At 67.1% G+C, this 26,726-nt stretch carries 19 protein-coding genes and 1 tRNA gene; 9 read left to right on the top strand and 11 right to left on the bottom strand.

Translation table 11 applies throughout. The features are described 5' to 3' along the window. The first annotated feature begins 63 nt into the window (after window positions 1-63). Together ABFX46_RS29455 and ABFX46_RS29460 are read left to right on the top strand one after the other, a co-directional pair. On the top strand, window positions 64-1,590 hold the full coding sequence (locus ABFX46_RS29455; RefSeq protein ID WP_346047124.1) for a M28 family peptidase: 1,527 nt from the start codon (window positions 64-66) through the stop codon (window positions 1,588-1,590). A 279-nt stretch (window positions 1,591-1,869) separates the two neighbouring features. Further along, window positions 1,870-2,106 (top strand): DUF2277 domain-containing protein, encoded by a 237-nt coding sequence (locus tag ABFX46_RS29460; protein WP_346047126.1) that lies wholly within the window; start codon window positions 1,870-1,872, stop codon window positions 2,104-2,106. 23 nt (window positions 2,107-2,129) lie between these two features. On the opposite strand, the gene ABFX46_RS29465 is transcribed toward ABFX46_RS29460, so the two are convergent. Next, a complete protein-coding gene (locus tag ABFX46_RS29465; protein ID WP_346047128.1) occupies window positions 2,130-3,149 on the bottom strand; it encodes an aspartate-semialdehyde dehydrogenase in 1,020 nt (339 codons plus the stop codon). A gap of 97 nt (window positions 3,150-3,246) precedes the next feature. Then, window positions 3,247-4,398 (bottom strand): acyl-CoA dehydrogenase family protein, encoded by a 1,152-nt coding sequence (locus ABFX46_RS29470; protein WP_346047130.1) that lies wholly within the window; start codon window positions 4,396-4,398, stop codon window positions 3,247-3,249. 139 nt (window positions 4,399-4,537) lie between these two features. On the opposite strand from ABFX46_RS29470, the gene ABFX46_RS29475 reads away from it, so the two are divergent. Then, window positions 4,538-4,849 (top strand): PspC domain-containing protein, encoded by a 312-nt coding sequence (locus tag ABFX46_RS29475; protein ID WP_163055677.1) that lies wholly within the window; start codon window positions 4,538-4,540, stop codon window positions 4,847-4,849. On the opposite strand, the gene ABFX46_RS29480 is transcribed toward ABFX46_RS29475, so the two are convergent. Both ABFX46_RS29480 and ABFX46_RS29485 read right to left on the bottom strand, forming a co-directional pair. After that, entirely contained in the window at window positions 4,846-6,174 is a 1,329-nt protein-coding gene (locus ABFX46_RS29480; protein WP_346047131.1) for an MFS transporter, read from the bottom strand. The genes ABFX46_RS29475 and ABFX46_RS29480 overlap by 4 nt on opposite strands. A 96-nt stretch (window positions 6,175-6,270) precedes the next feature. Then, on the bottom strand, window positions 6,271-6,612 hold the full coding sequence (locus tag ABFX46_RS29485) for a metallopeptidase family protein (RefSeq protein ID WP_163060970.1): 342 nt from the start codon (window positions 6,610-6,612) through the stop codon (window positions 6,271-6,273). 32 nt (window positions 6,613-6,644) lie between these two features. Here ABFX46_RS29485 and ABFX46_RS29490 point away from each other — a divergent pair, with 32 nt between their 5' ends. The 4 genes from ABFX46_RS29490 to ABFX46_RS29505 all read left to right on the top strand — a co-directional run bounded on the left by ABFX46_RS29490 (window position 6,645) and on the right by ABFX46_RS29505 (window position 12,335). After that, entirely contained in the window at window positions 6,645-8,300 is a 1,656-nt protein-coding gene (locus ABFX46_RS29490; protein WP_346047133.1) for a metallophosphoesterase family protein, read from the top strand. Window positions 8,301-8,372: 72 nt separating this feature from the next. Beyond that, window positions 8,373-8,445: transfer RNA gene (locus tag ABFX46_RS29495), tRNA-Glu, on the top strand. 450 nt (window positions 8,446-8,895) lie between these two features. Continuing rightward, entirely contained in the window at window positions 8,896-11,073 is a 2,178-nt protein-coding gene (locus ABFX46_RS29500; protein ID WP_346047134.1) for a Piwi domain-containing protein, read from the top strand. Continuing rightward, window positions 11,070-12,335: a hypothetical protein gene (locus ABFX46_RS29505; RefSeq protein ID WP_346047135.1), complete on the top strand. Its 1,266-nt coding sequence runs from the start codon at window positions 11,070-11,072 to the stop codon at window positions 12,333-12,335. Before ABFX46_RS29500 ends, ABFX46_RS29505 begins: the two co-directional genes overlap by 4 nt. Window positions 12,336-12,650: 315 nt before the next feature. On the opposite strand, the gene ABFX46_RS29510 is transcribed toward ABFX46_RS29505, so the two are convergent. The 4 genes from ABFX46_RS29510 to ABFX46_RS29525 all read right to left on the bottom strand — a co-directional run bounded on the left by ABFX46_RS29510 (window position 12,651) and on the right by ABFX46_RS29525 (window position 19,561). After that, the gene (locus tag ABFX46_RS29510; RefSeq protein ID WP_346047137.1) at window positions 12,651-13,607 is read right to left on the bottom strand and encodes a hypothetical protein; all 957 of its coding nucleotides are present in this window, start codon (window positions 13,605-13,607) and stop codon (window positions 12,651-12,653) included. 139 nt (window positions 13,608-13,746) lie between these two features. Next, window positions 13,747-16,824 (bottom strand): type I restriction endonuclease subunit R, encoded by a 3,078-nt coding sequence (locus ABFX46_RS29515; protein WP_346047139.1) that lies wholly within the window; start codon window positions 16,822-16,824, stop codon window positions 13,747-13,749. A gap of 3 nt (window positions 16,825-16,827) precedes the next feature. Further along, on the bottom strand, window positions 16,828-17,994 hold the full coding sequence (locus ABFX46_RS29520) for a restriction endonuclease subunit S (protein WP_346047141.1): 1,167 nt from the start codon (window positions 17,992-17,994) through the stop codon (window positions 16,828-16,830). Then, window positions 17,987-19,561 (bottom strand): type I restriction-modification system subunit M, encoded by a 1,575-nt coding sequence (locus ABFX46_RS29525; protein ID WP_346047143.1) that lies wholly within the window; start codon window positions 19,559-19,561, stop codon window positions 17,987-17,989. The genes ABFX46_RS29520 and ABFX46_RS29525 overlap by 8 nt, the downstream gene beginning before the upstream one ends. Window positions 19,562-20,197: 636 nt before the next feature. Here ABFX46_RS29525 and tcmP point away from each other — a divergent pair. Beyond that, complete coding sequence (tcmP, locus tag ABFX46_RS29530; protein ID WP_346047145.1) at window positions 20,198-21,385, top strand: three-Cys-motif partner protein TcmP; 1,188 nt, start codon at window positions 20,198-20,200, stop codon at window positions 21,383-21,385. Here tcmP and ABFX46_RS29535 read toward each other — a convergent pair. Continuing rightward, entirely contained in the window at window positions 21,382-22,131 is a 750-nt protein-coding gene (locus tag ABFX46_RS29535; protein ID WP_346047147.1) for a DUF5131 family protein, read from the bottom strand. The genes tcmP and ABFX46_RS29535 overlap by 4 nt on opposite strands. Window positions 22,132-22,232: 101 nt before the next feature. Here ABFX46_RS29535 and ABFX46_RS43595 point away from each other — a divergent pair, with 101 nt between their 5' ends. Beyond that, a complete protein-coding gene (locus tag ABFX46_RS43595; RefSeq protein WP_428831324.1) occupies window positions 22,233-22,484 on the top strand; it encodes a helix-turn-helix domain-containing protein in 252 nt (83 codons plus the stop codon). Window positions 22,485-22,748: 264 nt separating this feature from the next. On the opposite strand, the gene ABFX46_RS29540 is transcribed toward ABFX46_RS43595, so the two are convergent. Both ABFX46_RS29540 and dnaE read right to left on the bottom strand, forming a co-directional pair. Beyond that, window positions 22,749-23,072, bottom strand: coding sequence for a DUF6300 family protein (locus tag ABFX46_RS29540; protein ID WP_346047149.1), 324 nt, complete (start codon window positions 23,070-23,072; stop codon window positions 22,749-22,751). A gap of 44 nt (window positions 23,073-23,116) precedes the next feature. After that, window positions 23,117-26,677, bottom strand: coding sequence for a DNA polymerase III subunit alpha (gene dnaE / locus ABFX46_RS29545; protein WP_346047151.1), 3,561 nt, complete (start codon window positions 26,675-26,677; stop codon window positions 23,117-23,119). Window positions 26,678-26,726 lie beyond the last annotated feature (49 nt).

Raw genomic sequence — 26,726 nt, forward strand, 5'->3', positions numbered from 1 at the left:
GCGGCCCGTGACGGGGCCCGCTCCCCCGTCACGGGCCGTTCCTTCCCCCACCCTGGAGGATCGATGAGATCGCGCACCATGGCGGTGCTCGGGGCGGCGGCCCTGACGGTGTCCGCCCTTCTGCCCCTGCCCGCGTCGGCGGCCCCCACCGTGCCCGCCACGCTGGCCGCACCCGACATCCCGCTCACCAACGTCAAGGCGCACTTGTCGCAGTTGCAGAGCATCGCGACCGCCAACGGCGGCAACCGCGCCCACGGACGTCCCGGCTTCCGCGCCTCGCTCGACTACGTGAAGGGCAAGCTGGACGCCGCCGGCTACCAGACGAGCGTCCAGTCGTTCTCGCGCAACGGCGCGACCGGCTACAACCTGATCGCCGACTGGCCCGGCGGTAACGCCAACGACACCCTGATGACCGGGGCGCACCTCGACAGCGTCACCGCGGGGCCCGGCATCAACGACAACGGCTCCGGGACGGCCGCGATCCTGGAGACCGCGCTCGCCGTCGCCCGCACGAACTACCAGCCCGACCGGCACCTCCGGTTCGCCTGGTGGGGCGCCGAGGAGCTCGGCCTCGTCGGATCGACCTACTACGTCAACAACCTGCCGTCGTCCGAGCGGTCGAAGATCACCGGATACCTGAACTTCGACATGGTCGGCTCCCCGAACCCGGGCTACTTCGCCTACGACGGGGACGGCTCGTCCGGCAGCGGCGGCCCGGCCGGGTCCGCCCAGATCGAGCAGGTGCTCCGCTCCTACTTCACCTCGATCAACGTGCCCGTCCAGGACACGGCGTTCGACGGACGCTCCGACTACGGCCCGTTCATCCGCGTCGGCATCCCCGCCGGCGGGCTGTTCACCGGCGCCGAGGGACGCAAGACGTCCCAGCAGGCGCAGCTGTGGGGCGGCCAGGCGGGCGTCGCGTTCGACCGCTGCTACCACTCGTCGTGCGACACCACGTCCAACATCGACGACACCGCGCTGGACCGCAACGCCGACGCCATCGCGCACGCCGTCTGGACGCTCGGCGGCGACGGCGGGACGCAGGAGCCGCCCGGCGACACCGTCTACTCCGAGGGCTTCGAGTCCGCCACCGGCTGGACGGCGAACCCGAACGGCACCGACACCGCCACCGCGGGCGCCTGGGAGCGCGGCACCCCGCAGCCGACGAGCTGGTCGGGCACCAACCTGCAACTCGCCGCCGCCGGCGGCAGCGCCGCCCTGGTGACCGGCGCCGCGGCCGGAACCGACGCCGGAACCTACGACCTCGACGGCGGCACCACCAGCATCCAGTCGCCGGCGATCGCGCTCCCGGCCGGGTCGAAGACCCTGTCGTTCTCCTGGTTCCTCGCGCACCTGAACAACAGCTCGTCCGACGACTACCTGCGGGTGCGGGTCGTGGGGCCGAACGGGTCCACGACCGTGCTGAACCAGGCGGGCGCGGCGGCGAACCGCGCCGGGGCCTGGCAGACGCAGACCGCGGACGTCTCCGGCTACGCCGGGCAGAGCGTCCGCATCGTGGTGGAGGCCGCCGACGCGGGCTCCGGGAGCCTCGTCGAAGCGGGCCTGGACGACCTCAAGATCACAACATAACCGCTGGTCAGCGGCCGGTTTCAGTGTTTCCCACGACCCCGTTCACACAATTGAAAATCCAGTGGCGGATGGATTCGTTGACACCCCACCGGCCGTCGCGGTGCACTGCTGAACAGCCCGTCCCCCACCCCCAGGGCTGAACACCGGCGGACGTACGGGACGAATCTCGGCCCGGACCGTGCGACCGCCACCGGGGTCCCCGCCCCCCGCCGGACCCCCGGGCGTTCCTGCTGAAAGTTCCCAGGCAGGAACGTCCGGGGGCCCATCAATGTCCGAGGCGTGAGTAAGACTGGGGGCATGTGCCGCAGCATCAAGACGCTCCGCCCGCCGTACGCCGAGGACGTCACCGACGAGGACGTGCGGGCGGCGGCGCTCCAGTACGTCCGGAAGATCTCCGGGTTCCGGGCGCCCGCAGCCCACAACGCCGAGGCGTTCGAGCGCGCCGTGGAGGAGATCGCGCAGAGCACGGCGGCCCTCCTCGAAACGCTGGAGGTCCGAGGAGGGCGCGCCCGCTAGGTCGTCCTAGGTCCCGCCAGGCCCTACTCGGCGGCGACGAGCTCCGCGATCTGCACGGTGTTCAGGGCCGCGCCCTTGCGCAGGTTGTCGCCCGCGCAGAACAGGGCGAGGCCGTTGTCCACGGTCTCGTCGCGGCGGATGCGGCCCACGTAGGTCGGGTCCTGGCCGGCGGCCTGCAGCGGCGTCGGGACGTCCGACAGCACGACGCCGGGCGCGCCCGCGAGCAGCTCGCTCGCGCGCTCCGGGCTGATCGGCCGCTCGAACCGGGCGTTGACCTGCAGCGAGTGGCCGGTGAACACCGGGACGCGCACACAGGTGCCCGACACCTTCAGGTCCGGGATCTCCAGGATCTTGCGGCTCTCGTTGCGGAGCTTCTGCTCCTCGTCGGTCTCGGCGAGGCCGTCGTCCACGATCGAACCCGCCATCGGCAGGACGTTGAACGCGATCGGGCGCACGTAGACCGACGGCTCCGGGAAGTCGACGCCGGAGCCCGAGTGGGTGAGCTTGTCGGCGCCCTGCACCGTCTTGGCCACCTGGTCGTGCAGCTCGGCGACGCCCGCGAGCCCGCTGCCCGACACCGCCTGGTAGGTGGAGACGACCAGCGCGGCCAGGCCCGCCTCGGCGTGCAGCGGCCGCAGCACCGGCATCGCGGCCATCGTGGTGCAGTTCGGGTTCGCGATGATGCCCTTGGGGCGGTTCCGCGCGGCGTGCGGGTTGACCTCGGCGACGACCAGCGGGACGTCCGGGTCCACCCGCCAGCCGGAGGAGTTGTCGATCACGACCGCGCCCGCGGCGGCGACCTTCGGCGCCAGCGCCTTCGACGTGGTCTTGCCCGCGGAGAACAGCACGATGTCGAGGCCGGTGTAGTCGGCGGTCTCCGCGTCCTCGACGGTGATCTCGGTGCCGTCCCACGGGAGCCTGCGCCCCGCCGACCGCGCCGAGGCGAACAGCCGCAGCTCGTCGACCGGGAATCCGCGCTCGGCCAGGATTTCGAGCATCTTGGCCCCGACCTGTCCGGTGGCCCCGACGATGCCGACTCTCATGCCGCTCCCTCTGGTAGTTCGCTTGACCCGGGCGAGTCTGCCCAGGTCACTGCAGGACGTCCAGTCAATAACCCTACGCGGAGGGTTCAAGCCCTCCTTAACGGAACGCGTCCAGCCCGGTGACGGCCTTCCCGAGTGTGAGCAGGTGCACTTCCTGCGTGCCCTCGTAGGTGAGGACGCTCTCCAGGTTGTTCATGTGCCTGATCACCGGGTACTCGAGCGTGATCCCGTTCGCGCCGAGGATCGTCCGGGCCTCGCGGGCCACGTCCAGCGCCGCGCGGACGTTCGCGAGCTTGCCGAACGACACCTGCTGCGGCGTCACGGCGCCCTCGTCCTTGAGGCGGCCGATGTGCAGGGCGACGAGGCCAGCCTGGCCGAGCGCGACCTCCATCCAGGCGAGCTTCTCCTGCGTGAGCTGGAACGACCCGATCGGCTTGCCGAACTGCTCGCGGGTCGTGGCGTAGCCGACGGCCGCCTCGTAGCAGGACCGCCCGGCGCCGACGGCGCCCCACAGGATGCCGTAGCGGGCCTCCGACAGGCAGCTGAGCGGCCCCTTCAGGCCCTTCACGCCGGGCAGCACCGCGTCGGCGGGCAGGCGCACGTCCTGCAGGACCAGCTCGGAGGTGACGGACGCGCGCAGCGACAGCTTCCGGTGGATGTCGCTCGCCGTGAACCCGGGGGTGCCCGCCGGGACGAGGAACCCGCGGATGCCGTCGTCCGTCTGCGCCCAGACGACCGCGATGTCGGCGATCGACCCGTTCGTGATCCACATCTTGGCGCCGTTCAGCACCCAGTCGGTGCCGTCGCGGCGCGCCCGGGTGCGCATGTCGCCGGGGTCGGAGCCGCGGTCGGGCTCGGTCAGCCCGAAGCAGCCGATCGCCTCCCCGGCGGCCATCCGCGGCAGCCACTCGCTCTTCTGCTCCTCCGAGCCGAACGTGTGGATCGCCGCCATCGCCAGGGACCCCTGGACCGAGACGAAGCTGCGCAGCCCCGAATCCGCGGCCTCCAGCTCGCGGCACGCCACCCCGTAGGCGACGGCGCTCGTCCCGGCGCAGCCGTAGCCCCGCAGATGCATGCCGAGCAGGCCGAGCTTGCCCAGCTCGGGGGCCAGGTCGCGGGCCGGGAACGCCCCGTCCTCGAACCAGCCGGCCAGGTGCGGCATGACCTTCTCCGCCGTGAACGCGCGCACGGTGTCGCGGACCATCCGCTCCTCGTCCGCGAGCCGGTCGTCCACACGCAGCACGTCCATGCGGGTCTCCTTCGTTCCGGGGCCGTCCGCCCACGAGGGTACGTCGGGGACGGCACCCTGAACCCCGGGGGATGTACTCAGGGGCGAATCAGGGCGAATCCCGATGTCCGATCTCCGCCGGACTGGGCATGATCGAGGCATGGACATGGAGAAGAGCACCACCAAGCAGCTGCGCCGCATCCGCGACGGCCGGATGGTCTCCGGCGTCAGCGCGGGCGTCGCCCGGTTCCTCGACATCGACGTCAACATCGTGCGGCTGGGCTTCGCCGTCCTCGCGGTGTTCGGCCCCGGCGTCCCGATCTACATCCTCGCCTGGATCCTCATCCCGGAGGAGGGCCGGCCGACCTCGATCGCCGAGGACATGTTCCAGAAGGCGAGCGACTCGCCGAAGGTCCAGGAGGTCATCCAGAAGACGAAGGACGGGATGAACAAGAACCGCACCAGCGCCTAGGCCGGACGGCTGGCACCGGACATCTCGTCCTCACCCCGGCCGGGCGGCGGGGTGGCGGCGAGCGGGCCCCCGCGCGTCCCGGCGATCAGCCCGCCGCGGACCTGGTTCCAGCCCAGCGTCAGCATCGCGGCGGCCGACAGGCCGGCGGCGCCCGCGAGCGCCACCACCGTCTCCGGCCCGAGCACCTGCGCCGCCGCGCCGCCGACCAGGATGCCGACGCCCTGCCCGGCGAGGATGCCGGACTGGGCGAGCCCGAACGCCTGCCCGCGCCCGGACGCCGGCACCGCCGCCACGAACGCGGTGTTCGCCACCAGCTGGTAGGCGCTGCCGACGCCCGACAGCGCCCACAGCGCGACCACCCACCACAGCGGCGGGTGGACGCCCGCGCCGACCAGCGGCAGGCAGGCGAGCATCGACATCCACCCCATCGCGTGCAGCCGGTTCGCCGGGCGGACGAACCGGCTGAACAGCAGCGAGCCCACCACCATCCCGGTCGGCATCGCCGCCAGCAGCAGCCCGGCGGTCACCGCGCCGCCGCCGAACGTCGCCGCGTACGGGACGGCCAGCCCCTCGGGGATCACGTAGAACGCGCACAGCCAGGCGAACAGCACCAGCGACCGCAGCACCGGGTCGCCGAACACCAGCCGGGCGCCGTCCCGCGTGCCGCGCAGCAGGCCCAGCGACTCGCGCTCGCGGCGGCGCGGCGCCGGCCGCCGCCGCAGCCCGCCGATCAGGATGACCGCGGACGCGCCGAACGTCAGCGCGTCCAGGGCGAGGGTCTCGTACGTCCCGATGACCGCGACGATCGCGCCGCCCGCCAGGAAGCCGAGCACCTGCGTGATCTGGTGGGTGATGTTGGCGATCGCCGAGCCCGCCACATATCTGTCACCCTCCAGGACGTCCGGCATGACGGCGGCGCGCGCGGCGGAGAACGGCGTGCCCAGCAGCACCACCAGGAACACCAGCCCCGACAGCACCCCGACCGGCATCGCCACGACCGCCATGGCCGCCACCAGACCGCCCCGGAGCACATCGCAGACGATCATGACGGTGCGGCGCGGGAACAGGTCGGCCAGCCCGGACAGCACCGGCCCGCCGAGGATCGGCGGCAGGTAGGTCAGCGCGTAGACCAGCGCCGTGAGCAGCGTCGACCGCGTATGGTCGTACACCAGTACAGCCAGCGCGACCTGCGCCAACTGGTCCCCGATGTACGACAATGCCTGCGCCAGCCAGAGAGAACGGAACTCCCCGACCGCGAACACCTCGCGGTAGGTCGCCTGCTCCTCCGGCGGACGACGATGCCGGCCGGTCTGCCTTCCCGCCACGCACGCTCCAGTTCAGCCCGCCCGGGACCGGGCGCCCTCCCCTATTAACTCACGCTGCGTGGCAGTCGCGTGACCGACAGTGCGCAATTCCTTGCGTCAGTATCCGAGTTCGTGCAACTTCCCGTCGTCGATCCCGAAGTGGTGCGCGATCTCATGGACCACCGTTATCCGGACTTCTTCCACCACATCCTCCCTGGTGTCGCATATCTGGAGAATCTCGTGGCGGTAGATCGAAATGTGATCGGGCAGGACGCCTGCGTACCAGTCGCCCCGCTCGGTCAGGGGTACCCCTTGGTACAGGCCGAGCAGGCCGCGCTCGGGCGCGTCGTCCTCGACGACGATGACGACGTTGCGCATATGGGCGGTCAGCTCGGGTGGGATGGTGTCGAGGGCCTCGCCCACAAGGTCCTCGAACTCATCGCGCGACAACTCCATCACACGGTCGATTCTGCTCGATAGAAGGGGAAAACGTGCCCAAGGTCCGCGCCGCGTCGACCAAGGCCCTCGCATCGCTCCGCGCCCTCGTCGCCACCACCGCCGACCGGGCCCGCCGCCTCGGCTCCCCCCTCGCGCCCTTCCTCACCAGCCGGTGGACGCGCCTCGCCCTCGTCGCCGTCATCGGCCTCGGCGCCGGCTACCTCGGACTCATCGCCGGCGGCCGCTACGTCACCCCGGTCGGCCCCACCGACGTCCAGCTCACCCTCCAGCCGTCCCTGCACGGCGGGACGACCCTCAAACTGCCGCCCCTCGGCTCCCTCCGGCTCGACACCCACGAGGGCCCCGTCTCGCTGGAGGCCCGCCTCACCGACCTGCGCCCCGAGCAGGCCAAGAAGCTGATCGAGGACGACACCGAGCTCGACCGCCTCACCGACCGGATCGCCGGCCAGATCCGGCACGGCCTCATCGAGCTGCTCGTCCGCGCCGTCCTGATCGCCCTGGCGGCGAGCTTCGTCGCGTCCCTCGTCCTGTTCCGCTCCTGGCGCCGCGCCCTCATCGGCCTCGGCTCCACCACCGCCGGGCTGACCGCACTGGCCCTCCTGACCTGGTCGACGTTCAACCCCCAGTCCATCGCCGAACCCCGCTACACCGGCCTGCTCGCCAACGCCCCCCAGATCGTCGGCAACGCCCAGAGCATCGTCGAGCGCTTCTCCGCCTACCGCGCCCAGCTCGCCCGCCTCGTCGGCAACGTCTCCGAGCTCTACACCACCACCTCCACCCTCCCGACCTACGAGCCGGACCCGTCCACCATCCGCGTCCTGGACGTCTCCGACATCCACCTCAACCCCGCCGCCTGGAACGTCATCAAGTCCGTCTCCACCCAGTTCAAGGTCGACCTCATCATCGACAGCGGCGACCTCATGGACCACGGCAGCAAGGCAGAGGACAAGTTCGCCGACTCCATCTCCGACCTGAAGGTCCCCTACGTCTACGTCCGCGGCAACCACGACTCCATGGGGACCCAGAAGGCCGTCGCCCGCCAGAAGAACGCCATCGTCCTGGACGGCACCACCCGCGAGGTCGCGGGCCTGCGCGTCTACGGCCTCGGCGACCCCCGCTACACCCCCGACAAGAGCACCCGCGACGACTTCGTCGGCGCCGACCAGCTCCGCGCCGAGGGCCTCCGCCACGCCGCCGAACTCCGCGCCTCCGGCACCACCCCCGACATCGTCGTCACCCACGACCCCAGCGAGGGCGAGGCGTTCTCCGGCGTGACGCCCCTCGTCCTCGCCGGCCACACCCACGCCCGCTCCACCAAGCTCCTCCCCACCGGCACCCGCCTCTTCGTCCAGGGCTCCACCGGCGGCGCCGGCCTCCGCGGCCTCGAACACGAGCAGCCCACCCCGATCGAACTGTCCGTCCTCTACTTCAGCCGCGCCACCCACCGCCTCCAGGGCTGGGACGACCTGCGCCTCGGCGGCCTCGGCCTCACCTCCGCCCAGATCGAGCGCCACCTGGAACCCGCCCCCGACCGCACCATCAACCCCACGCCCCCGGCCTCCTCGCCCCCGGCCTCGCCGACGTCCCCCTTCCCCTCGGGCTTCCCCTCCGACTGGCCGTCCCGCAACCCGTCCCCCACCGAGAGCGCCCCGGGCGCCCGCCTCCCGTCCCCCACCCGCACCGGCTAACCGTTTGCACGCCGCCCCACCCCGTCCTCTACACTGGCGAAGTCGAGTGGCGACCATCTCCGCCACACCCGGGCCCCCTTCGTCTAGCGGCCTAGGACGCCGCCCTTTCAAGGCGGTAGCGCCGGTTCGAATCCGGTAGGGGGTACGTCACAGATAGGTGCGTGTGCGTCGAGCGCCGCTCACGCGACCCTGGGTGGACAACTGGTGATCAGCAGCTCGTTCGAACTAGGCACTTGGTGATCGTCACGGTTTCGAACGCGGATCCCGCCTTCGATGACCAATCCCCCTCTCGCCAGGCATCGCTCTTGGGATAACCGCCAAATGTAGGGATGCTGCCGACACCGGCGTGTTGTGTGGAATAAGTAACACAACAGACCTCTACTAGAGTGCGGAAGGTGACGGTGACGGGCTTGATCTGGCGTGGGTCGTCGGGGTACTTCCGGAGTGAAGTTTGAGGAACGTCCGCAGTTTGATCTTGGTTCGCGTGGTGATCGATCATTATGTCAGTCCTGGAACACAGACCGCGGCCAGCCGGGATGCTGCCCGGTCAGCCTGTTGACCTGCGGACTGGGTCGTTGTGACAGTACCAGCGGGCATGTACATCAACGCCTACCCTGTGACGATTCCACCCACCCAGACGGTGGTGCGGATTCCAGTGCCTGATCCTGCTACTTCGCGCCGCGAGTTGGAGCGTCGCCATCGGGCACGGCTTTTCCTGCATGAGGGGGCGGCTTGGACCGCTCAGCCGATTGACGGTCAGGGGACGGTGGAGCTGGCCGCAGAGGAACACCTGCCAGTGCACCTGTTCAACCTGCGGGAAGCGTTGCGGCTGCGCGCTAGGGAGCTGGGCTGGGAGTTTTGGATCAGCAAGGGCGAGATGAACACGGTACGTCCGGGTGTGCGCGAGACTGTGGGCCCGTTCGTGATTCAGTCTGTGCTCAAAGCGCGCGCCGTCTGGGAGGGGACGCAGGTCCGGGAGCTGTTGTTGGTCGCGTCCTCGTCAGTGCGGTGGCTGGTCGACCAACCGTTGACTGATGATCCTGGGCGCGGAGTCGCTGTCGGTGAGTCCGTATTGCGTCGCGCCGGTACCAGTGGTGGGCCGCCCCGCGGCCGGGTCGCCGGGTTTGATGGTGACAAGGTTTTGTTGGCCGACCGTGATGGCGGTCTGGACAGGGCTTTCCCCGCATCGGATTACCAGCTGGTCGCTCGGCCCAGCCTGGTGTTCAAGCTGCTCTTGCAGCGGCAGAGCTATCAAGACGCCTCGCGCGTGTACGCTGAGTTGCTCGCCGCGTCCGGCACGCTGCGACGCGAGGATCGCCGAACTCCTAACCAGTACGCGGCCAAGGAGCGGTTCGTCGAGACCGAGCAACTCCTGAACGATTTCGGGCGCGAGCTCAGGTTTGCCAACGACGCGCCCGCGAAGGTCGCCACCATGCCGCGGGAGATCTTCGTCATCAGCGGGCCTGCCCGCGAGCCCTGGTCAGCTACGGTCATGAGCGAGCCTCGCTTGCGGTTCGACGCTGCTATCCCGTCTCGTTCTGACACCCACGCCTACAAGGGACTGCGCAAATTCGGGGCCTACCGGCTGCCTGGGTTGAGACACGAACCGCAGCTTCTGCTCGCCTATCCCAGCGCTATGCACGCTCAGGCCGAGCGGTTCGGCAGCAAGCTGCTGTCTGGCTCCGGGAACTACCCAGGGTTCAAGCGCCTGTTTGGGATGCCGGACGAAGCGGCGCCGGCGCTGTCGCACCTGCGGCTGCCGTCCGGCGAGCAGTCCCGCGACATGCAGCGGCTGCGTGCGGCACTGGACCGTTGGGCCGCTGAACCGCGAGGATGCGAGCCGGATCTAGCGATCGTGATCGTCCCGCACACCGACCGGTGGGTGACGGATACCCCGTATTACATCGCCAAAGAGTTTTTTGCCGCACGCGGGATCCCGAGCCAGATGGTCACGGAGGAGTTGCTAGCGGACACTGGCCGGCTGGGTTGGTCGTTGGCGAACATTGCGCTGGCGGCCTTCGCCAAGCTAGGCGGGTATCCCTGGGTCGTCGACGCACGAGGCTATGACAGCGATCTGGTGGTTGGTGTCGGCCGCGCCGATATCGCAGCCGTGGACGGGGAGCGGCGCCGCTGCTTCGGCTATGCGGTGGCGTTCGTGTCCAACGGCGCATACCTGGCCACCCACGCCTCACCCCCTGCTACCGACGGCGATTACGAGCGGCAGCTGACCCAAGCGATCACTGCTGCGCTGCGCGAAAGCCGCACCGCCGATCTGCCACCGACTCGGGTGATCATCCACCTGGCGCGCCGCACCGGCGAACGAGAGATCCGCGCCGCAGTGCGGGCGTTGGCCAGCAGCGGGATGCAGTCCCTCCCCGTAGCATTCTTGCGTATCGACGACTCCTCGCTGTTTGAGTTCCTTGATGGTGAGAAGGCGACGTTCGCGCCGCCGAAGGGGCTGACGCTGCGTTTGGCGGAGCGGCGCGCGTTGGTCCAGGTGGAAACCGCTGGAACTCTCGGCCCCGCCCGCCGCCCGTTGCTAATCGAGCTCGACGAGCGCTCCACGATCGGCCCCGAGGACTTCGGCGGCCTGGTGTTGCAGGTCTACCGGCTCGGCCACGCCAACTGGCGCGGCTTCAACGCCCGGTCAAAGCCCGTGTCGCTATTTTACGGCGAACGACTCGCAGAACTGATCGGTTACATGGATGAACGGGGCGAGTGGAACCCGATGACCATGCGCGCCGACCTGCGGTCCCGACCTTGGTTCTTGTGACGATGTCGATCGAGGGGACGAACGTCGCCTTGGACGCCTCGCGGCTGCACGATAGCGCCCATGCAGCCATTTTGCGTCGACGGGACGAGGCCGAAGGGGCGCATCCGTTGGAGACTGCGCTGGTGGCCGTCGCGGATTCGCAGCATCCGGTCGGCTCGCGGCGCATGGCCGAGTCGGCGTATGAGCAAATGCTGGTATGGCTTCAGGGCAACCAGGCCCGGACACTCGGCGATGATGCCGCAGCAATCGCGCTCACTGCTCGTGCGGCCTTCCAGCTACGCGGTGGCGACCGGGAGGTGGCCGCCCGGGCAGTTCAGGTGGTCGCGGCCACCTGCAGCTCGGGAGGGGCGCCGCTGGCACCATTGCATGTTGCGCTGATCGCCTGGGCACTTGATCCGGTCATCCCGGATCGTGGAGATACCCCGTGGGATCAGGTACGCCTCTCGTTGGCCGGTCTGTCGACGACCGGTGTCAACGGTGCGCTAGTGGCGCTTGCCCGTCAACTCGCGTACCAGACCCGCCCAGGCCCGGATCCGCAACTGGCCAACGCAACGCCCCTGGATCGGAGCGAGGAATGCCTGCTGTTGTGGGCGCTGACCGCATCGCTTGCCGCTGCAGCAGAGGGGGAACCCACGGACACTGAGACACTGGAAGCGTTGCGGCGCAGGCGCACCGAACTACTGGTGAGCTTGACGAGAGAGCTGAGCACGCAGGATGCGCACCCAGTCGTCTACCAGGACTTCGATCCGTTCACCGAGCCTGCCGACGAGCCAGCAGTGGCCACGCTTGGCCTCTTTGAAGCGACGATCCTGGACCTTACTCTGAGCGGACGAGAGCCGCATCAGGCGTTGATCACACTCGCTGAGGCGGACCGTCTCGATGAAGTAAGGAAACATCGCCGATGCCGCTGGTACGCGGCAGTGGCCACTGCCGCCACGATAATTGTCACAGCTATGGCATGCACGATCAGTGTGCTTGCCGATGGATCGGGCCGCCTCACCACAGGTTTGGCGATCATGCTGCTGTCAGCGGGGTCCGCCGGATCACTACTGTTTCTCCGCGGCGCGGCCATCCGCTGGAACGTCACCTACCTGCTAACAGGCTTGGCACTGGAGTCGCCGTTGGGGGTTGTGCTGATCATGACCGGCGTCACAGGGAAGCAGATCGTCGACGACGAGGCTGCTCTGTTGTTCGGCCTCGCCAGCGTCGGTGCCCCACTGATCATTCAGCCGATAGTAGAGCGGCTGCTGCACAACAGGTAGCGCCCGGGATACGCGGTGGATGCCCCGGACGCATTCGCATCAAACCTACTTCGCAGCCTGTCAGAAACGAGGTCAGCCGGCTGAAGGTGACCTACGGGGCCGTACGGAGACTAATCAAAGTTAAGGTCACGTCGAGACCGAGGGCGATCACTCGATGATTATCCTACGTGTATGCCCTCGGTGGCCCGCTGCGAAGTCCTTCGCCGACTCCAACAGGTGGTCACGGCCGCCAGTTGCCACACCACGCGCCGTAACGCCCTTTCAGCCAGCGCATTCGCTTTCAGCGTCACGATAGAGCGTCTCCGTGGCCGGATGTCACCCGGATCGCTGTTGCGCCTTTTCGCGGATGCCGGTCTCTTCGAGTGCGCGCTGTGCCCTTACATTGCAGAGAGTATCGCTAGCCGTCCGGTGGAAGGAGAAGCCGTCTCCGAACGAGGCGTAGCGGAATCCGAGCTTGGCGAGCTGGGCTTCCTCCTGCCGCTTGGATCCCACGAGGAGCTCGTTCAGATCGGCATCGCTGATGGGGTCCAGCGCCGTTGGTACCGACTCGTACAAAACGACGCGTGAGTCCCAGGTGGAGCCGATGTAGTCTTCCCAGTTCTCCTTGGCGTGGGTCGATAGTCCGGCAAGCCCGGGCTCGGTGGCGTCCGACCGGAAGGCGGCGAGATAAGCGAGCTGCTTGGCCAGCCAGTCGTGGGTCTTCATGATCGACTGGCTGAACGTCATGATGTCGGCGCTTGCCGGGTCGAGAAGCGCGTCAACGACCTCGACGTTGAGGCAATATAGAGCGTTCTCGGCGTAGGCCATCGTCCCGGCGTTGGCCGTGGGGTAGCCGAGGTCGGCCAGGCTGCGCTCTATCCGTAGCTCGTCGAGGGCCAGACCGCCGATGCACAGCAGCCACCACTCCCAGTCCGCGCCGACCAGTCGGCGGCGCCCTTCCAACCTTTCCTTCCGCTCGTTCAGCCAGATGTGGCCGGCCTCATGGGCGAGAAGCCGTTCGATGAGCTGGGGAGACCGATTCCGTGTCTCCGGTCCGTTCACCACGATCGTTGACCCGTCGTCGCCGGGGATGGTCCGCGCCGCTACCACACCAGCGCCGCGGCCGGTGGAATAGCTCTGCTGCGAGGTCAGATCATTCACTGTGGAGACGAAGTCGTCCGCGACGATCACCGAAGCGTCGGCGACTCCCATGACTGCCAGGCCCGCATGCATGGCGTCGACCCGGTCCGCGGTGAGTCCCTGGCCGATCACTGTGAGGTTCATGCCACTCATCTAACAGACATCCTTCCCTCGTGCGGCTAGGCCTGTCCGCGGCCCATCCCAGGCTCCGATGGCTGGGGCCTCAAACCACAATCCCGCAGGACGAGGACATCTACACGCCACTACCGGCGTGATCTCGGTCGAGTCCAGATCAGTCAATTAGGTAGTGGGCTTCGATGTAGGCGACGGTGGAGTCGTACGGTTCCCCTACCGGTTTCAGCATGTAGCGGCGGAAGACCGCGGCGGTGGCGCGGCGTACGCCTCGGTTGCGTGCGTCGGCGTTGTCCCAGGAGCCGGCGAGGGTTCGGGTGACCACCTGGTCGATCTCCTCGGCCAGGTTCCTCTCGGTGACGGTGAGCCCGGGTGGTGCGTGGTCGTGGATGATCCGTGACAGGACACCCACGTGGTCGTCGTCGAGTACGACCGCTTCGTCGGGGTGCTTTTCTGCGTCCACGATGGCGCGGGCGATGCGGAGTGCTTCGGACAGGAACTCCAGTGCGTCCTGGGCGTTCTGGATGATCCGGTCGCGCAGTAGCCTGATCCGCTCGGCCAAAGCGGTGTACCGTGCCGAGCCCGGTTCGACGCCTTCGTCGAGAGCGGCCTTGATGCGGTCCAGGATCTCCGCCGCGGACGGCGGCGTCTCATCCTCATCGTCGTGCCCGCCGGGCTTGCGGCGGACCAGTCCCAGCAGTTCTTTGAGGATGGCGATGCCCTGGGCGTCCAGGATGAGGGGTTCCTCCTGTGCGGCGACTGCGGTGAAGGAGTGGACGTGGGTGTTGATGATTTCCAGGACCATCGGCCCCAGCTCGGTCAGTCGCTCCTTGCGCTCCTGGTCGGAGGACTTCTTGAACAGGGTCGTGTACACCGACCCGAACAGTGCGAAGCCGTCCCGGTACTTGGCGACCCGCTTGTCGGTGCTGATGAGCGGATACAGGCGGGCCAGGAGCCGGTAGTCCCTGCTGAAGACCTCGGCGGCGCCGGGGTTGGCGTCTAGGAAGACGTTGATGGCGCGCACGGACTCGTATCCGTGGACGGTGAGGTCCAGGTCGTCGACGTCGGCGACGAGGTCCTCGATGCGGGCGAAGACGGTGCGGAACTCGGCGACCAGCTCCGACAGGTCGGTGACGAACCCGCCGCCGCGGCCGGCCGTCCCCGGGGACGCAGGGTCGACCACGGACCGCTGGACCTCTTCGGCCAGGCCGATGTAGTCCACGACCACCCCGGAGGTCTTGACGAACCCGGCCGGGGACACCCAGGTGCGGTTGGGTCGGGTGATCGTCTGGAAGAGGGTGTGTGCCTTCAGTGGCTTGTCCAGGTAGAGGACGCCCTCGTTGGGTGCGTCGAACCCGGTCATCAGTTTCGCGGTGACGACCAGGAAGCACAGCGGGTCGTCGGGGGTGAGGAACCGCCGCTTCTGCTCCTCCTCCTCAGTCTCCGTGAGCCGGAACGGCCGCAGGGCGGGGTCTTCGTCCTTGGCGTTGGAGACCGAGATGTTCACCTCGGCGGTGATCCGGTCATGCGTGCCGACCTCGGCGAGCACCTGGGACGCCTCGAACCCGGCCAGGAGCTCGTTGAGCTTGTCGGTGTAGGCGACGGCCAGCTCGCGGTTGTAGGTGACGACCTGGGCCTTGAGGCCGTTGCGGTAGGCGCCGGCCAGGTAGTGGTCCACGATATCCTGGCAGACCGCGTGAATGCGCTCGGGATTGGCGAACACGCTGGTCAGGCGCCCGAACTTGCGGGAAAGGGTCTCACGGTCGGGGTCGTCGAGGTCGAACTCGTCGGCGAACTGGTCGAACTCGGCCTGCAATGCCTGATCGTCCATCTCGAACGCGACCGGATGCGGGTCCAGCATCACCGGGACGGTCGTCTCGTCCTGCAGCGACCGCGACACCGAGTACCGGTGCAGCACACGGCCCGGATCGCTCTCCTCGCCGAAGAGCGCGAAGGTGTCGGTGGCGAGATTGCGGACGGGGGTGCCGGTCATGCCGAAGAACTTCGCGCGTGGCAGCGCCGCGCGCATCTGCCCGGCCAGGGAGTTGGCCCGGGCGGACTGGGTGCGGTGCGCCTCGTCGACCATCACGATGATGTTGTTCCGACGCGACAGGATCTTGCCGGCGTCGGCGAACTTGTGGACGGTCGTGGAGATGACGCCGCGCACGTCGTCGGCCAGCAGGGTCCGCAGCTCCTGGCTGGTGGCGGGCTGGTGGAAGTAGGCGTCGCCCATCGCGGAGGTGAACACCCCGGAGGTCTGCCGGACCAGGTGGGTCCGGTCTGACAGCAGGATGATCGTGGGTGAATCGGTGCGGGGGTCGGTCAGCAGCAGCGAGGCGGCGAACACCATCAGCAGCGTCTTCCCGCTGCCTTGGTGGTGCCAGATCAGGCCCTTCGACCCTCCCGCCAGAACCCGCTGGTGGATCAGGTGCGCGGCCTCCATCTGCGGATAGCGCGGCAGGTACTTCTTGTCCGCCCCGCCCCCGGAAGTGTCGAACAGAGCGAAGTTGGCGAGCATATCCAGGATCGTCGCCGGGTTCAGCAGAAGTTCGAGCGAACGCTGCACGTCGGCCTGGCCGGACAGGTTCTCGTCGTCGGCAGTGGACCGGAACGGCTGCCACAGGTTCGTGGGCGCGCCGGCGGCACCGAACCGCAACTTCAGCCCGTCGGAGGCGACGGCGAAGACGTTGGGGGTGAAGAACCACGGGTACTCGGTGGCGTACACGTCATTGATCTCGCGGGCCGCATCCACCCACGCGGACTTCGAGGTCGGGGACTTCACCTCGACCACCACCAGCGGCAGGCCGTTGACCCAGTACACCAGGTCAAACCTGCGGGAGGTCTTGCCGGGGACGGTGATGGTCACCTCGTCCGACACCACCAGCGTGTTGGCGGCCGGATGCTCGAAGTCGATGACCTTCAAGGCATGCCACACCCCGTCGGCGTCCCGGAACTCCTTGAGCCCGCGCAGCAGGCGCAGCACCTGCTCGTTGGCCCGCACCAAGCCGCCTTCGACGGCGTTAACCGTGGCGACGATCTCCTCGACCACCGCGTCCACGTCGAACCCGCCGATCAACTCAGAGTTAAGCCGGATGATGGCGTCCCGCAATTGACCGGCAAGCACCGTCTGCGTCACCTCACGCGGCAGCGACCTGCCCGCGGTGAAGCCCCAGCCCATCGGGAGAGACCACTGGATCATCAGGTTCTGGAACTCGCGCTCCCGGATGCCCTTCGCCATGGCTCAGACCCCCAGCGCAGCAGACTCGATGCCGATGGTGCGATCCAGCAGACCCGAAAGCAAGGCTGCCCGGGTGGTGCGAAGCTTGGCAGCCTCAGCCGCCAGCACACGAGATTGGGCTCGGAGCGCGCCTAGCCCGGCCCCAAGCGACTGGTTTTCCGTCCAGCTCCAAGGCACCTTCGTCGAACGGATCAGGCCCATGTTCAACGAAGGGACGGCGCCCGATCGGACCAGGCTCGAGAGTGCGAAGCTATCCATGACCGCCAGTAGGTACTCAGAATGTGTCCCCTCCACAGGTGTGATGACGAGGTGGTTCTCATCCAGCGCTCCGGGGGTGTCCACGATCCGCTTCTTCTCGGTGAGAACTGCCGCTCCCACCCTCGGGAATGTCACCGCGCCAGCCTCCACCACAACACCGCCCAGTTCAGCCACCTCTGAAGGCGTGAGCCGCGTATCGGCAAGGGTGTAGCCGAACTCATTTCCGGGGCCGGTCATGTCCGCAATCTTGTACCAAGAAACCTCGCCCGTTCGCTTGCCCTGGAAATCCTTCGGAAGCCCCTTCCCCTGCGACACAACCCCCAGGCTTCCGAGGGGCACCTGCTCGATATCGGCAGACCTTCCGACCAGGCCCGTACGGACTTTGACGAGGGCATAGACCTCAGCCTCGAGCGCGGCGATCTGGTCATCGACCGCGCCGATGACCTCGACGATCCGCTCCTGCGTCGGCAACGGAGGCAAGGCGAACGGGATGGCGCGGAACGAAGCGTCGGAGATGGTCTTGCGGCGCAAGACCGTTCCCGAGGCGCGGTTCTGCATCTCGTCCCAGAACACTGGCGTCTGAAAGTACAGCCTCAGGAAATCCGGGAGTGCTCTCTGGTCCACTTGATAGGTGATGAACACGCCGGAGACGTGGGTACCGTCGTGCTCCGCCTGTGCGACGCCTACAGGGGCCTCGAACGCCGTGATCGTCCGAAGCACGACGTCGTTCTCTCGCACCGTGTTCAGCGTCGTGTATTTCGAGAGACCGCCGACGAATGGCTCCTTTTCACCAAGGCCGCGCCCGTACATCTGAACACTGGCTGCGGGGTAGGTGACGCCATCCTCCACGGCAACCTTGCGGCGCACGCGGGTCAGCAGGTCGCCGAGTGTGATCTGCTGCCAGTCACTCATCGAAGCCCTCGATCCCTGCGGCTGTGAGGAGAGCAAGCATCCGCTGCTCGGTCTTCTGGCGCTCTGCTCGGGCGAGGTTGTAGGCGTCAATGAGGGTGCCCAGGTCTTCGGTCTCGGCGGCGGCCTGCTTGATGTAGCTGCCGATGTTGAGGTTGTACCCGTTCGCCGCGATCTCCGTGGTGAGGACGAATCGCGCCGCGAGACCGCCTTCTCCGTCGGGGTCCACCGGGTTGCCGTCGATGTCGAGTTTCGAGTGGTAGGCGGTCACGATGTCGGTGATGTCGGCGCCGGTGAGGAGGTTGCGATTCTTGGCCTTGGTGAACCGTTTGGAAGCGTCGATGAACAGCACGCCGTCCTGCCGCTCCGGGACCTTGGTGCCGGGTGCACGGAACACCAGGATCGCAGTGGGGATGGTGGTGTTGTAGAAGAGGTTGGCAGGCAGGCCGATGACCGCTTCGAGTAGATCATCGTCCAGGACGCGCTGGCGGATGGCCGCTTCCTGGCCGCTGCGGAAGAGGACGCCGTGGGGTAGGACGACGCCGGCGCGCCCTTTCTTCAGGCCCATCGAGGCGATCATGTGCTGCACGAACGCCCAGTCCGCCGACGACTGCGGGGCGACCCCGCCGAGGGCGCGCGGGTCGTTGGTCCAGGGCTTCCACTTCAGGCTGTAGGGCGGGTTGGCGAGGATCACATCGAACTGCGCGACCGACCCGTCCGGCTTTTTGAAGCGCGGATCCTTCAGGGTGTCGCCGACCTCGACCTGGAACTGCGTGAGGTTATGCATGAAGAGGTTCATGCGCGCCACACCCGCAGTGTCCGCTACGGCCTCCTGCCCGTACAGTCTGAGCGTGTAGCCACGCCCACCGCGAGCCTTCAGCAGGTTCGCGGAGGCGATGAGCATGCCGCCAGACCCGCAGGTCGGGTCGTACACCGACTCGAAGCTCTTGGGGTCCAGGACCTCGACGATCAGCTCGACGACCTCGCGCGGGGTGAAGAATTGGCCTGCTCGGGTACCGGACCCGTCGGAGAACCGCTTCAGCAGGTACTCATACGCCCCACCGAGCACGTCGTGGGACATGTTGCCCTCGTGCATCTTCGGCGTGCGGTCCATCGCCTGCATGACCGCCGCCAGCACCTCCCGCGGCAGCACCTCTTCAGAGGTCCAGGTCATGGCCCCGAACAGGCGGGAGAACTTGTCAGGGTTGGCCGTCTCGATGGCCTGCAGGGAGGCGCGGACGCGCTGGCCGAGGCCGGGCTGGGTGATGGTAGCGAGGATGGATGACCAGGAGGCGCGACGCTCTTGGACAGTACCGGAGTGGATGAGCGGGATCTCGAACGACTGGTAGTCGCGGTACTCGATCTCGCGGGCTTCCACGGGGGACAGGTTGTTCAGGCCCTCGTTGTCAGCTAGGAACTCCTGGTGGTTGTGCTCCCAGGTGTCCGACAGGTACTTCCAGAACATCAGCGGGAAGACCACAGAGGAGTACTGCGCTTCGGGCATCGCCACGCGCAGCTCATCAGCTGCATCCCACAACCGGTTCTCGATCTCCTGCTGCGTCACTGCCATCAGTCGGTGGTGTCCTTCTAGTCAGAGAGGTGACGGCCAGACGGCCGTACTGTTTCCGCTGGTGACCCCATTTCGGGCAGCCTCAGCATGGGCTGTGCGTGTCCTCAAAGGGGGAACCCACGTGGTGGGTCAAGTTCCTGGTGGTCGACTCGTCAACGATAGTCGCCCTGTACGACGAAATACGGGTAGTGCGTGCCCTCGGATGCCTCTGCCGGGGCTGACTGGCCCGGATGACGCGTGCCCAGGTGGGGAGAGCAAGGAGGGAACTCGAGGTTTGCTCATCACACCTCACCGGAGCGAGCGGCGCCGTCAACGTTGCGGACTCTCCGTGCGAAAGCGCCCACAGAAGTACCTGGCTCCGCTCTGGAGCTCAGCCTTCGGCGACCGACCCGTCCCGCAGCGTCCCGGAACGATGCACGCCACCCCGGCAACGCCTAGAGGATCCGGCCGCGAGTCTGCTCGTTGAGTAGCGCTTCGAAGCGCAGTCTGGAGAGCTAACGCCAGGACACGCGATTACAAGATCGATGTCGCAGAGCGCGGCAAGATACTGTCTCGCGACGTTTGTCAGAAAGCATTGACGAAGCAGCGTTGAGTGACGTAGATCTCCTGTAGGTGTGGGTTGAGCGAGGGGGATCGATGGCAACAGGTACATCTGGTGGCCTGCTGGAGAACCGAGACCGGCATGCGCAGTCGATCTTCAAGCATGCGATTCTCCGGCAGTACCTGCCGCGCTTCATCGCCATGCCTGGCAGCACGGCCACCGGAGGGAAACTAGTGGTTCTTGACGGCTTCGCCGGGCGTGGCCGCTACCCCGACGGTACCCCTGCATCGGCCGAACTCATCCTCCGGGCGATTCGGTCTTTCAGTAACTCCAGGGACGTCTCGTCCGTTTTCGTTGAGAGAGAACAAGAAAATTACGTCGAACTCAAGGTCGTCGTCGACGAGTACGTCAAGCAAGGCCTTCGGGCTCGGTCCTGCCCGGGGAATGTCGAGGACCATCTGGACGTCGTCGTCCAGCAGGCCACCGGCTTGCCGCTCTTTCTCTTCCTGGACCCCTGCGGAGCAGGCCTACCATACGTCCGGTTGCGGGATCTTCTTTGCGGGCCGCGGCAGGGCCGGCGTCCGCAGACGGAGGTGCTGCTCAACTTCAGCGCGCACCTTACGAGACGTGCGACCGGTGCTTTGAACAAGGGGATGCTTGATGAGTCGATTATTCCCCGGATGGACACCACGTGCGGCGGGACATGGTGGCGAGAGACGGCGTTGGGCACCTTGCGTTCTCCCCAGGGCAAGACCTTCGAAGCGGCCGCGCACGCTGTGGCGCAGGAGTACGCCGAGCGGATTGCCCGCCACACGTCCATGACACCGGTGGTCATCCCGGTGAGCCGACGGCTGGGGCAGCAGCCGATCTATCACCTGGTGTTCCTGACGCGGAGCCCGGTGGGCTTGTGGGAGTTCGCTGACGCCGTGGGGAGAGCACGGCGAGCGTACCTGGAGCACCTGGGCGCTCTGGACAGTGACAGCGTGCCAGGGCAACAGGGATTGTTCGGGGAGGCCGAGGACAACGACATGGAGTGGCTGATCAAGCAGGAGCACGACGAGGCCGTGAGGATCATCACGGCCAACCTGCGCGCTCTCACCCGTCGCTGCGGTGACATCAAACTCGTTGAGCACGCGCGCGATCTGTTCGGTGAGGCGTACGGCTTCGCTATCGAGCCAGCCGTGACTCAGGCGGTCAGGAGCTTGCGAGCCACTGGCGAACTCGTGCTCAAGACCAACGATAAGAAGCGCCGCAACCAGGTCTTTGGGCCTGCTACGCCCTAGCGCGCCGCGGCCAGTGCGGGCATCTGGTCCCAGTGGCGGCCATCAAGTTCACGGCCGGCCGCCTTGGGGGTTCGGCCGCCCCACTGTTTGAAGAAGAACGGCACCTTCGCGGTGAGGCAATCATCTCGTATCTCCTCCACCCAGGCGGAATCGAGCGGCCGGTGCCCAGGCCCCGATTCGCCGCCCGCGATGACCCAGCCGATTCCGTCCAGGTTCAGCCCGGTTAGTGGTCCGATGAGCGGCTCGCAAGACAGGAAGCGCACGGCGGCCGGCACGGTCCGCAGATCATCCACGCGGGACATGGCTTCGGCGTTCTCGACGGAGACACCCATCCATAGGTTCTCTGGCCAGTCGAGTTGACAGGCGATCTTGCGCAGCCTGGCTGATCGTTTAGTGAGCACCTGATAGGTGTGCTGCGGGGTATCGGCGATCACGCCGAACACTTGGCGGACGAACGCCAGCGGTACCCGAGCGTGGAACAGATCGGACATCGAGTTCACGAACACCAGGCGAGGTGACCGCCAGGTGTAGGGCTGCCGGAGTGAGTCCGGGTGCGTAGTGACTCCGAACCCCGGCCCGGACGTCCGGGGGTCGCCATCAGCCTGGTACTTCTCGACGCCCATCGCCTTCAGGCGCTTGGCCAGCGCCAACGCGTAACAGTTGTCGCAACCGTCGGAGATCTTGTCGCACCCGGTTGTGGGGTTCCACGTCACCTCTGTCCACTCGATGGCTGAACGTGTCGCCATGATCTCGCCCTCCTCGCGTGCGGGGCCCGAACTTCCTGGCTTCCTACCCTGGCATAGTGATAAATTTATAGCAGTAATAATTTATCATCTGGATCGGAAAAATGGCAGGTATCCGGGGGCGTCGGAAGAGATCTGAGAGTCGCTACACGGCAGAGGCGTCAAGGCTAGCCGCCAGGCTTCGGCAGGCTCGTGAGCAGCGTGACCTGACGCAGGAACAGTTGGCCGTACGCGCTGGCGTCTGTGTATCGACCGTCCGGAAGATCGAGCGCTCAGAAGTCGTGGAGCCGGGTTACTTCACGATCGTGGCCATGGCGAAGGCTTTGGGCCTGTCGCTCGTGGATATCGAGAGTTGAGAGCTGACTCAACCCAGATTGCCGGCGCCGCCGTGTTTGCGGGGCCGCTCGGTGCCAGGGTGCCCCCGCACCTACGTCGTAGCAGCCCTTATATAAGCCGATCATGTAGACCATCGGCCTGGTATCACCAGCGCCCAACTTGCCTCTCAGCCGGGATTCCCTCAGCCGATCATGGCCGCAAGCCCCGCAGCGATATCAACGCCGCCAGCGGGGCAAGCCAGGGAACGCTGACCTGGAACCAGGCTCTAGCAGGTCTGGATAATGTCAGAGGTCGCCGCGGTACCAGGCCTCGATCTCGGCGTCGATCTGACCGGTGTCCGGCGGGGGGACGCTGATGGAGTCGACCCAGGCCGCGATGAGTTCGGCGGCCTGGGTGACGGTGTCGTCATCGACGCGGCCGTGGACGTGGAAGAACGTGATCAGCGGCCCGCCGGTCGGGTGGTCGGCGTCGCAGGACGGGCACAGCACCACCACGGTCGTGCCGTGGATGCGGTGCCCGTCCGGCCGGTCGATGGTGTGGGGGATACGGGCAGCCAGTAGGCCCTCCGCGCCGCAGCGCGGGCACGTAGGGGCCTTGGCGGAGGACACGACGTCGATCGGTCCTCCGTGGGGTGGCTCCTGACCGCTCGGTGTCATTGGTGCTGGTAGATCGCGTTCGCGCCGAACAGGCTCTTGACGTCCCCGAAGAAGGCCGGGTCGGGCCGTACTTGGAAGAGTTCCAGGTTGTAGAGGGTGCCCCGGCCGCCGTGGGTCATGCACGCCAGGTGAACCGGGACATCGCCCGGGTGGGCCTGCAGGATCCGCTTGAGCTCCCGGATGTTCTCGGGGTTGATCTTGGTGGTGGGGACGCTGATGACCACGGGCGGTTCGGTTCCGGTGGCCGATGACACGTCGAGGACCTGCATCTCCTGAGCGTTGACCGAGACGCTCCCGTCGCGTTCGTTGACCTTCCCCATCACGCTGACTACGACGTCTTCGGCCAGAGCCGCCGAGTACAGCTGGTAGGAGGAGGGGAAGAACAGCACCTCGATCGAGCCGTCGAGGTCTTCGAGCTTGATGATCGCCCAGGGGTTCCCTTGTTTGGTGACCTTGCGGGTCAACCCAGAGATCAGACCGGACAGGCGGACCATGCCCTGCCGGCCGCCCTCGCTGACTTCGGCTGTGGTGGCGTCCCGGTTGCGTTCCAGGATCCGTTCGGCGCCGTCCAGGGGGTGGCTGGAGACGTAGAGGCCGAGCATCTCCCGCTCGAAGGTCAGCAGGGTGGACTTGTCCCATTCGTCGCCGTGGGGAATGGTGATCGTCAGGGCCGTGGCTCCGGCGCCGTCGTCCATCCCGCCGAACAGGCTGTCCTGGCCGTGCGCGGCGTTCTTCTTCTCGCTGATCACTGACTCGACGGCCTGCTCGTGGATGAGTATCAGCGCCTTGCGCTCGTGGCCGAGGGAGTCGAACGCGCCCGCCTTGATCAGCGATTCGATGGGGCGCTTGTGGCACACCTGCATGGGGGCCTTGTCCAGGAAGTCGGTGAAGTCGGTGTAGGCGCCCTTCTCCTTGCGGGCGGCGACGATGCCGTCCACGACGTTGTCGCCGACGTTGCGGATGGCTTCCAGCCCGAACCGGATGTCCTCGCCGACGGCGGCGAACCGGCCGACCGACTCGTTGACGTCCGGCGGCAGAACCTTCACTTTCATCCGGCGGCACTCGCCCAGATAGACCGCCATCTTGTCCTTGTTGTCGCCAACCGAGGTCAGCAAGGCCGCCATGTACTCGGCCGGGTAGTTGGCCTTGAGGTAGGCGGTCCAGTACGACACCATCCCGTACCCGGCGGTGTGGGACTTGTTGAACCCGTACTGGGAGAAGGGGACCAGCACGTTCCAGACGGCGTCGGCGGCCTCGGCCGAGTAGCCCTTGTCGGCCATGCCCTTGGAGAAGATGGCCCACTGCTTGTCCATCTCCTCCTTCTTCTTCTTGCCCATCGCGCGGCGCAGGATGTCGGCGCCGCCGAGGGTGTAGCCGGCCAGCTGCTGCGCGATCGCCATGACCTGCTCCTGGTACACCACCAGGTGGTAGGTGTTGCCGAGGATGGGTTCCAGTGCGTCCTTGAGTTCGGGGTGGATCGGGGTGATCTCCTGCTGCCCGGCCTTGCGGAGCGCGTAGTTGGTGTGAGCGTTGGCGCCCATCGGCCCGGGCCGTCCCAGGGCCAGGACGGCGGAGACGTCTTCGAACCGGGTCGGGGCCATGAGCTTGGTCAGGTCCCGCATCATGGACGAGTCGAGCTGGAACACCCCTAGCGTCCACCCGGCTTGGAGCAGCTTGTAGGTCTTGTCGTCGTCCATCGGGATCTCGGTGAGTTTCACTTCGATGCCGCGGTTGGCTTTGACGTTGTCGATGGCGTCGCCGAGGATCGTCAGGTTCCGCAGTCCCAGGAAGTCCATCTTCAGCGCGCCCAACTCCTCACAGGAGGGGCCGTCGAACCCGGTGATGCGGGCTCCGTCGTCGGGCCGCTGGTGGATCGGCATGACGTCGATCAGCGGTTCGGAGGACAGGATGACGCCGGCAGCGTGCACGCCGGTGCCGCGGGTGAGTCCCTCGATACCGACGGCGGTGTCGATGACGCGTTTGACGTCCACGTCGTCGCTGTAGAGCTGCCGAAGTTCGGTGGCCTCGCCGTAGCGGGGGTGCTTGTCATCGAAGATCGCCGACAGCGGGATCTCCTTACCGGCGGCGGCGGGCGGGAACGCCTTGGTGATCTTGTCGCCCACCACGAATGGGAGTCCGTGGATGCGGCAGGAGTCCTTGACCGCGGCCTTGGACTTGATGCTCATGTAGGTGATGATCAGCGAGACGTTGTCCTCGCCGTACCGGTCGGTGACGTAGCGGATCATCTGGTCGCGCTGCCGGTCGTCGAAGTCGAGGTCGACGTCGGGCATGGAGACGCGTTCGGGGTTGAGGAACCGCTCGAAGATCAGGCCGTGCTCGATGGGGTCCAGGTCGGTGATGCCGGTGACGTAGGAGACCATCGACCCGGTCGCCGACCCGCGGCCCGGGCCGAGCCAGATCCCGTTCTCGCGGGCGTAGTTGCAGATATCGGCCACGACCAGGAAGTAGCCGGGGAACCCCATCTCGTCGATGACCGACAGCTCGTAGTCGATGCGCTCCAGGACCTCGGCGGGGACCGGGTCGCCGTAGCGTTTCACCGCGCCGCGCGCGGCCTCCTTGCGCAGCCAGGACGACTCGGTCTCCCCTTCGGGAATGGGGAACTTGGCGGCCAGGTCCCGGCGCTCGAACACCGCGTCGTAGGGCTCGACCATCTCAGCCACGAGCAGGGTGTTGCGGCACCCCTCCAGCCAGGCGTCGGAGGAGTCGACCGCGCGCATCTCCTCGGCGGTCTTGAGGTAGTAGCCCGACCCGCCGAACCGGAACCGGTTCGGCTCGCTGATCAGCGCCTGGGTGCCCACGCACAGCAGCGCGTCGTGCGCCTCGGACTGGTCCTCGGTGACGTAGTGGGAGTCGTTGGTGACCAGCGGCGGCAGCGCCAGCTTCTTGCTGATGTCCAGCAGGCCGTCACGGACCCGGCGCTCCAGCGGGAGCCCGTGGTCCATCAGCTCCAGGAAGTAGTTCTCCCGCCCGAAGATCTCCTGGTACTTCGCCGCCGCGGCCAGCGCCTCATCGAACTGGCCGAGCCGCAGCCGGGTCTGCACCGCGCCCGATGGGCAGCCGGTGGTGGCGATGATCCCCTTGCCGTGCTCGGCGAACAGCTCGTCGTCCATCCGCGGCCACTTGCGGAAGCGGCCCTCCAGCGACGCCAGCGAGGACAGCCGGAACAGATTCCGCAGCCCGTCGGCGTCGCGGGCCCACATCGTCTTGTGGAGGTAGGCGCCCGACGCCGAGACGTCACCGCCCTCGCCGGTCTTCTCGTTGGTCTTCTTCTGGTGCGGTTCGCCCCACAGGATCGGCTTCTTGACGTGGCGGGACTCGGGCGCCACGTAGGCTTCAATGCCCAAGATCGGCTTGATCCCGGCCTTGCCGGCAAGCTTGAAGAACTCGTAGGCCCCGAACATGTTGCCGTGGTCGCTCATCGCGACCGCGGGCATCCCGAGTTCCGCAGCTCTGGACACCAGCGGCCCGATCTTCGCCGCACCGTCCAGCATGCTGTACTCGGTGTGAACGTGCAGGTGAGCGAACTGATCCGACAACGCTGAGGGCCCTTTCGAGGTGGCCGCCAAGGGGGTGCGGCGGCGCTGT

This window comes from Actinomadura chokoriensis, assembly GCF_039529475.1.
GTDB lineage: Bacteria > Actinomycetota > Actinomycetes > Streptosporangiales > Streptosporangiaceae > Spirillospora > Spirillospora bangladeshensis.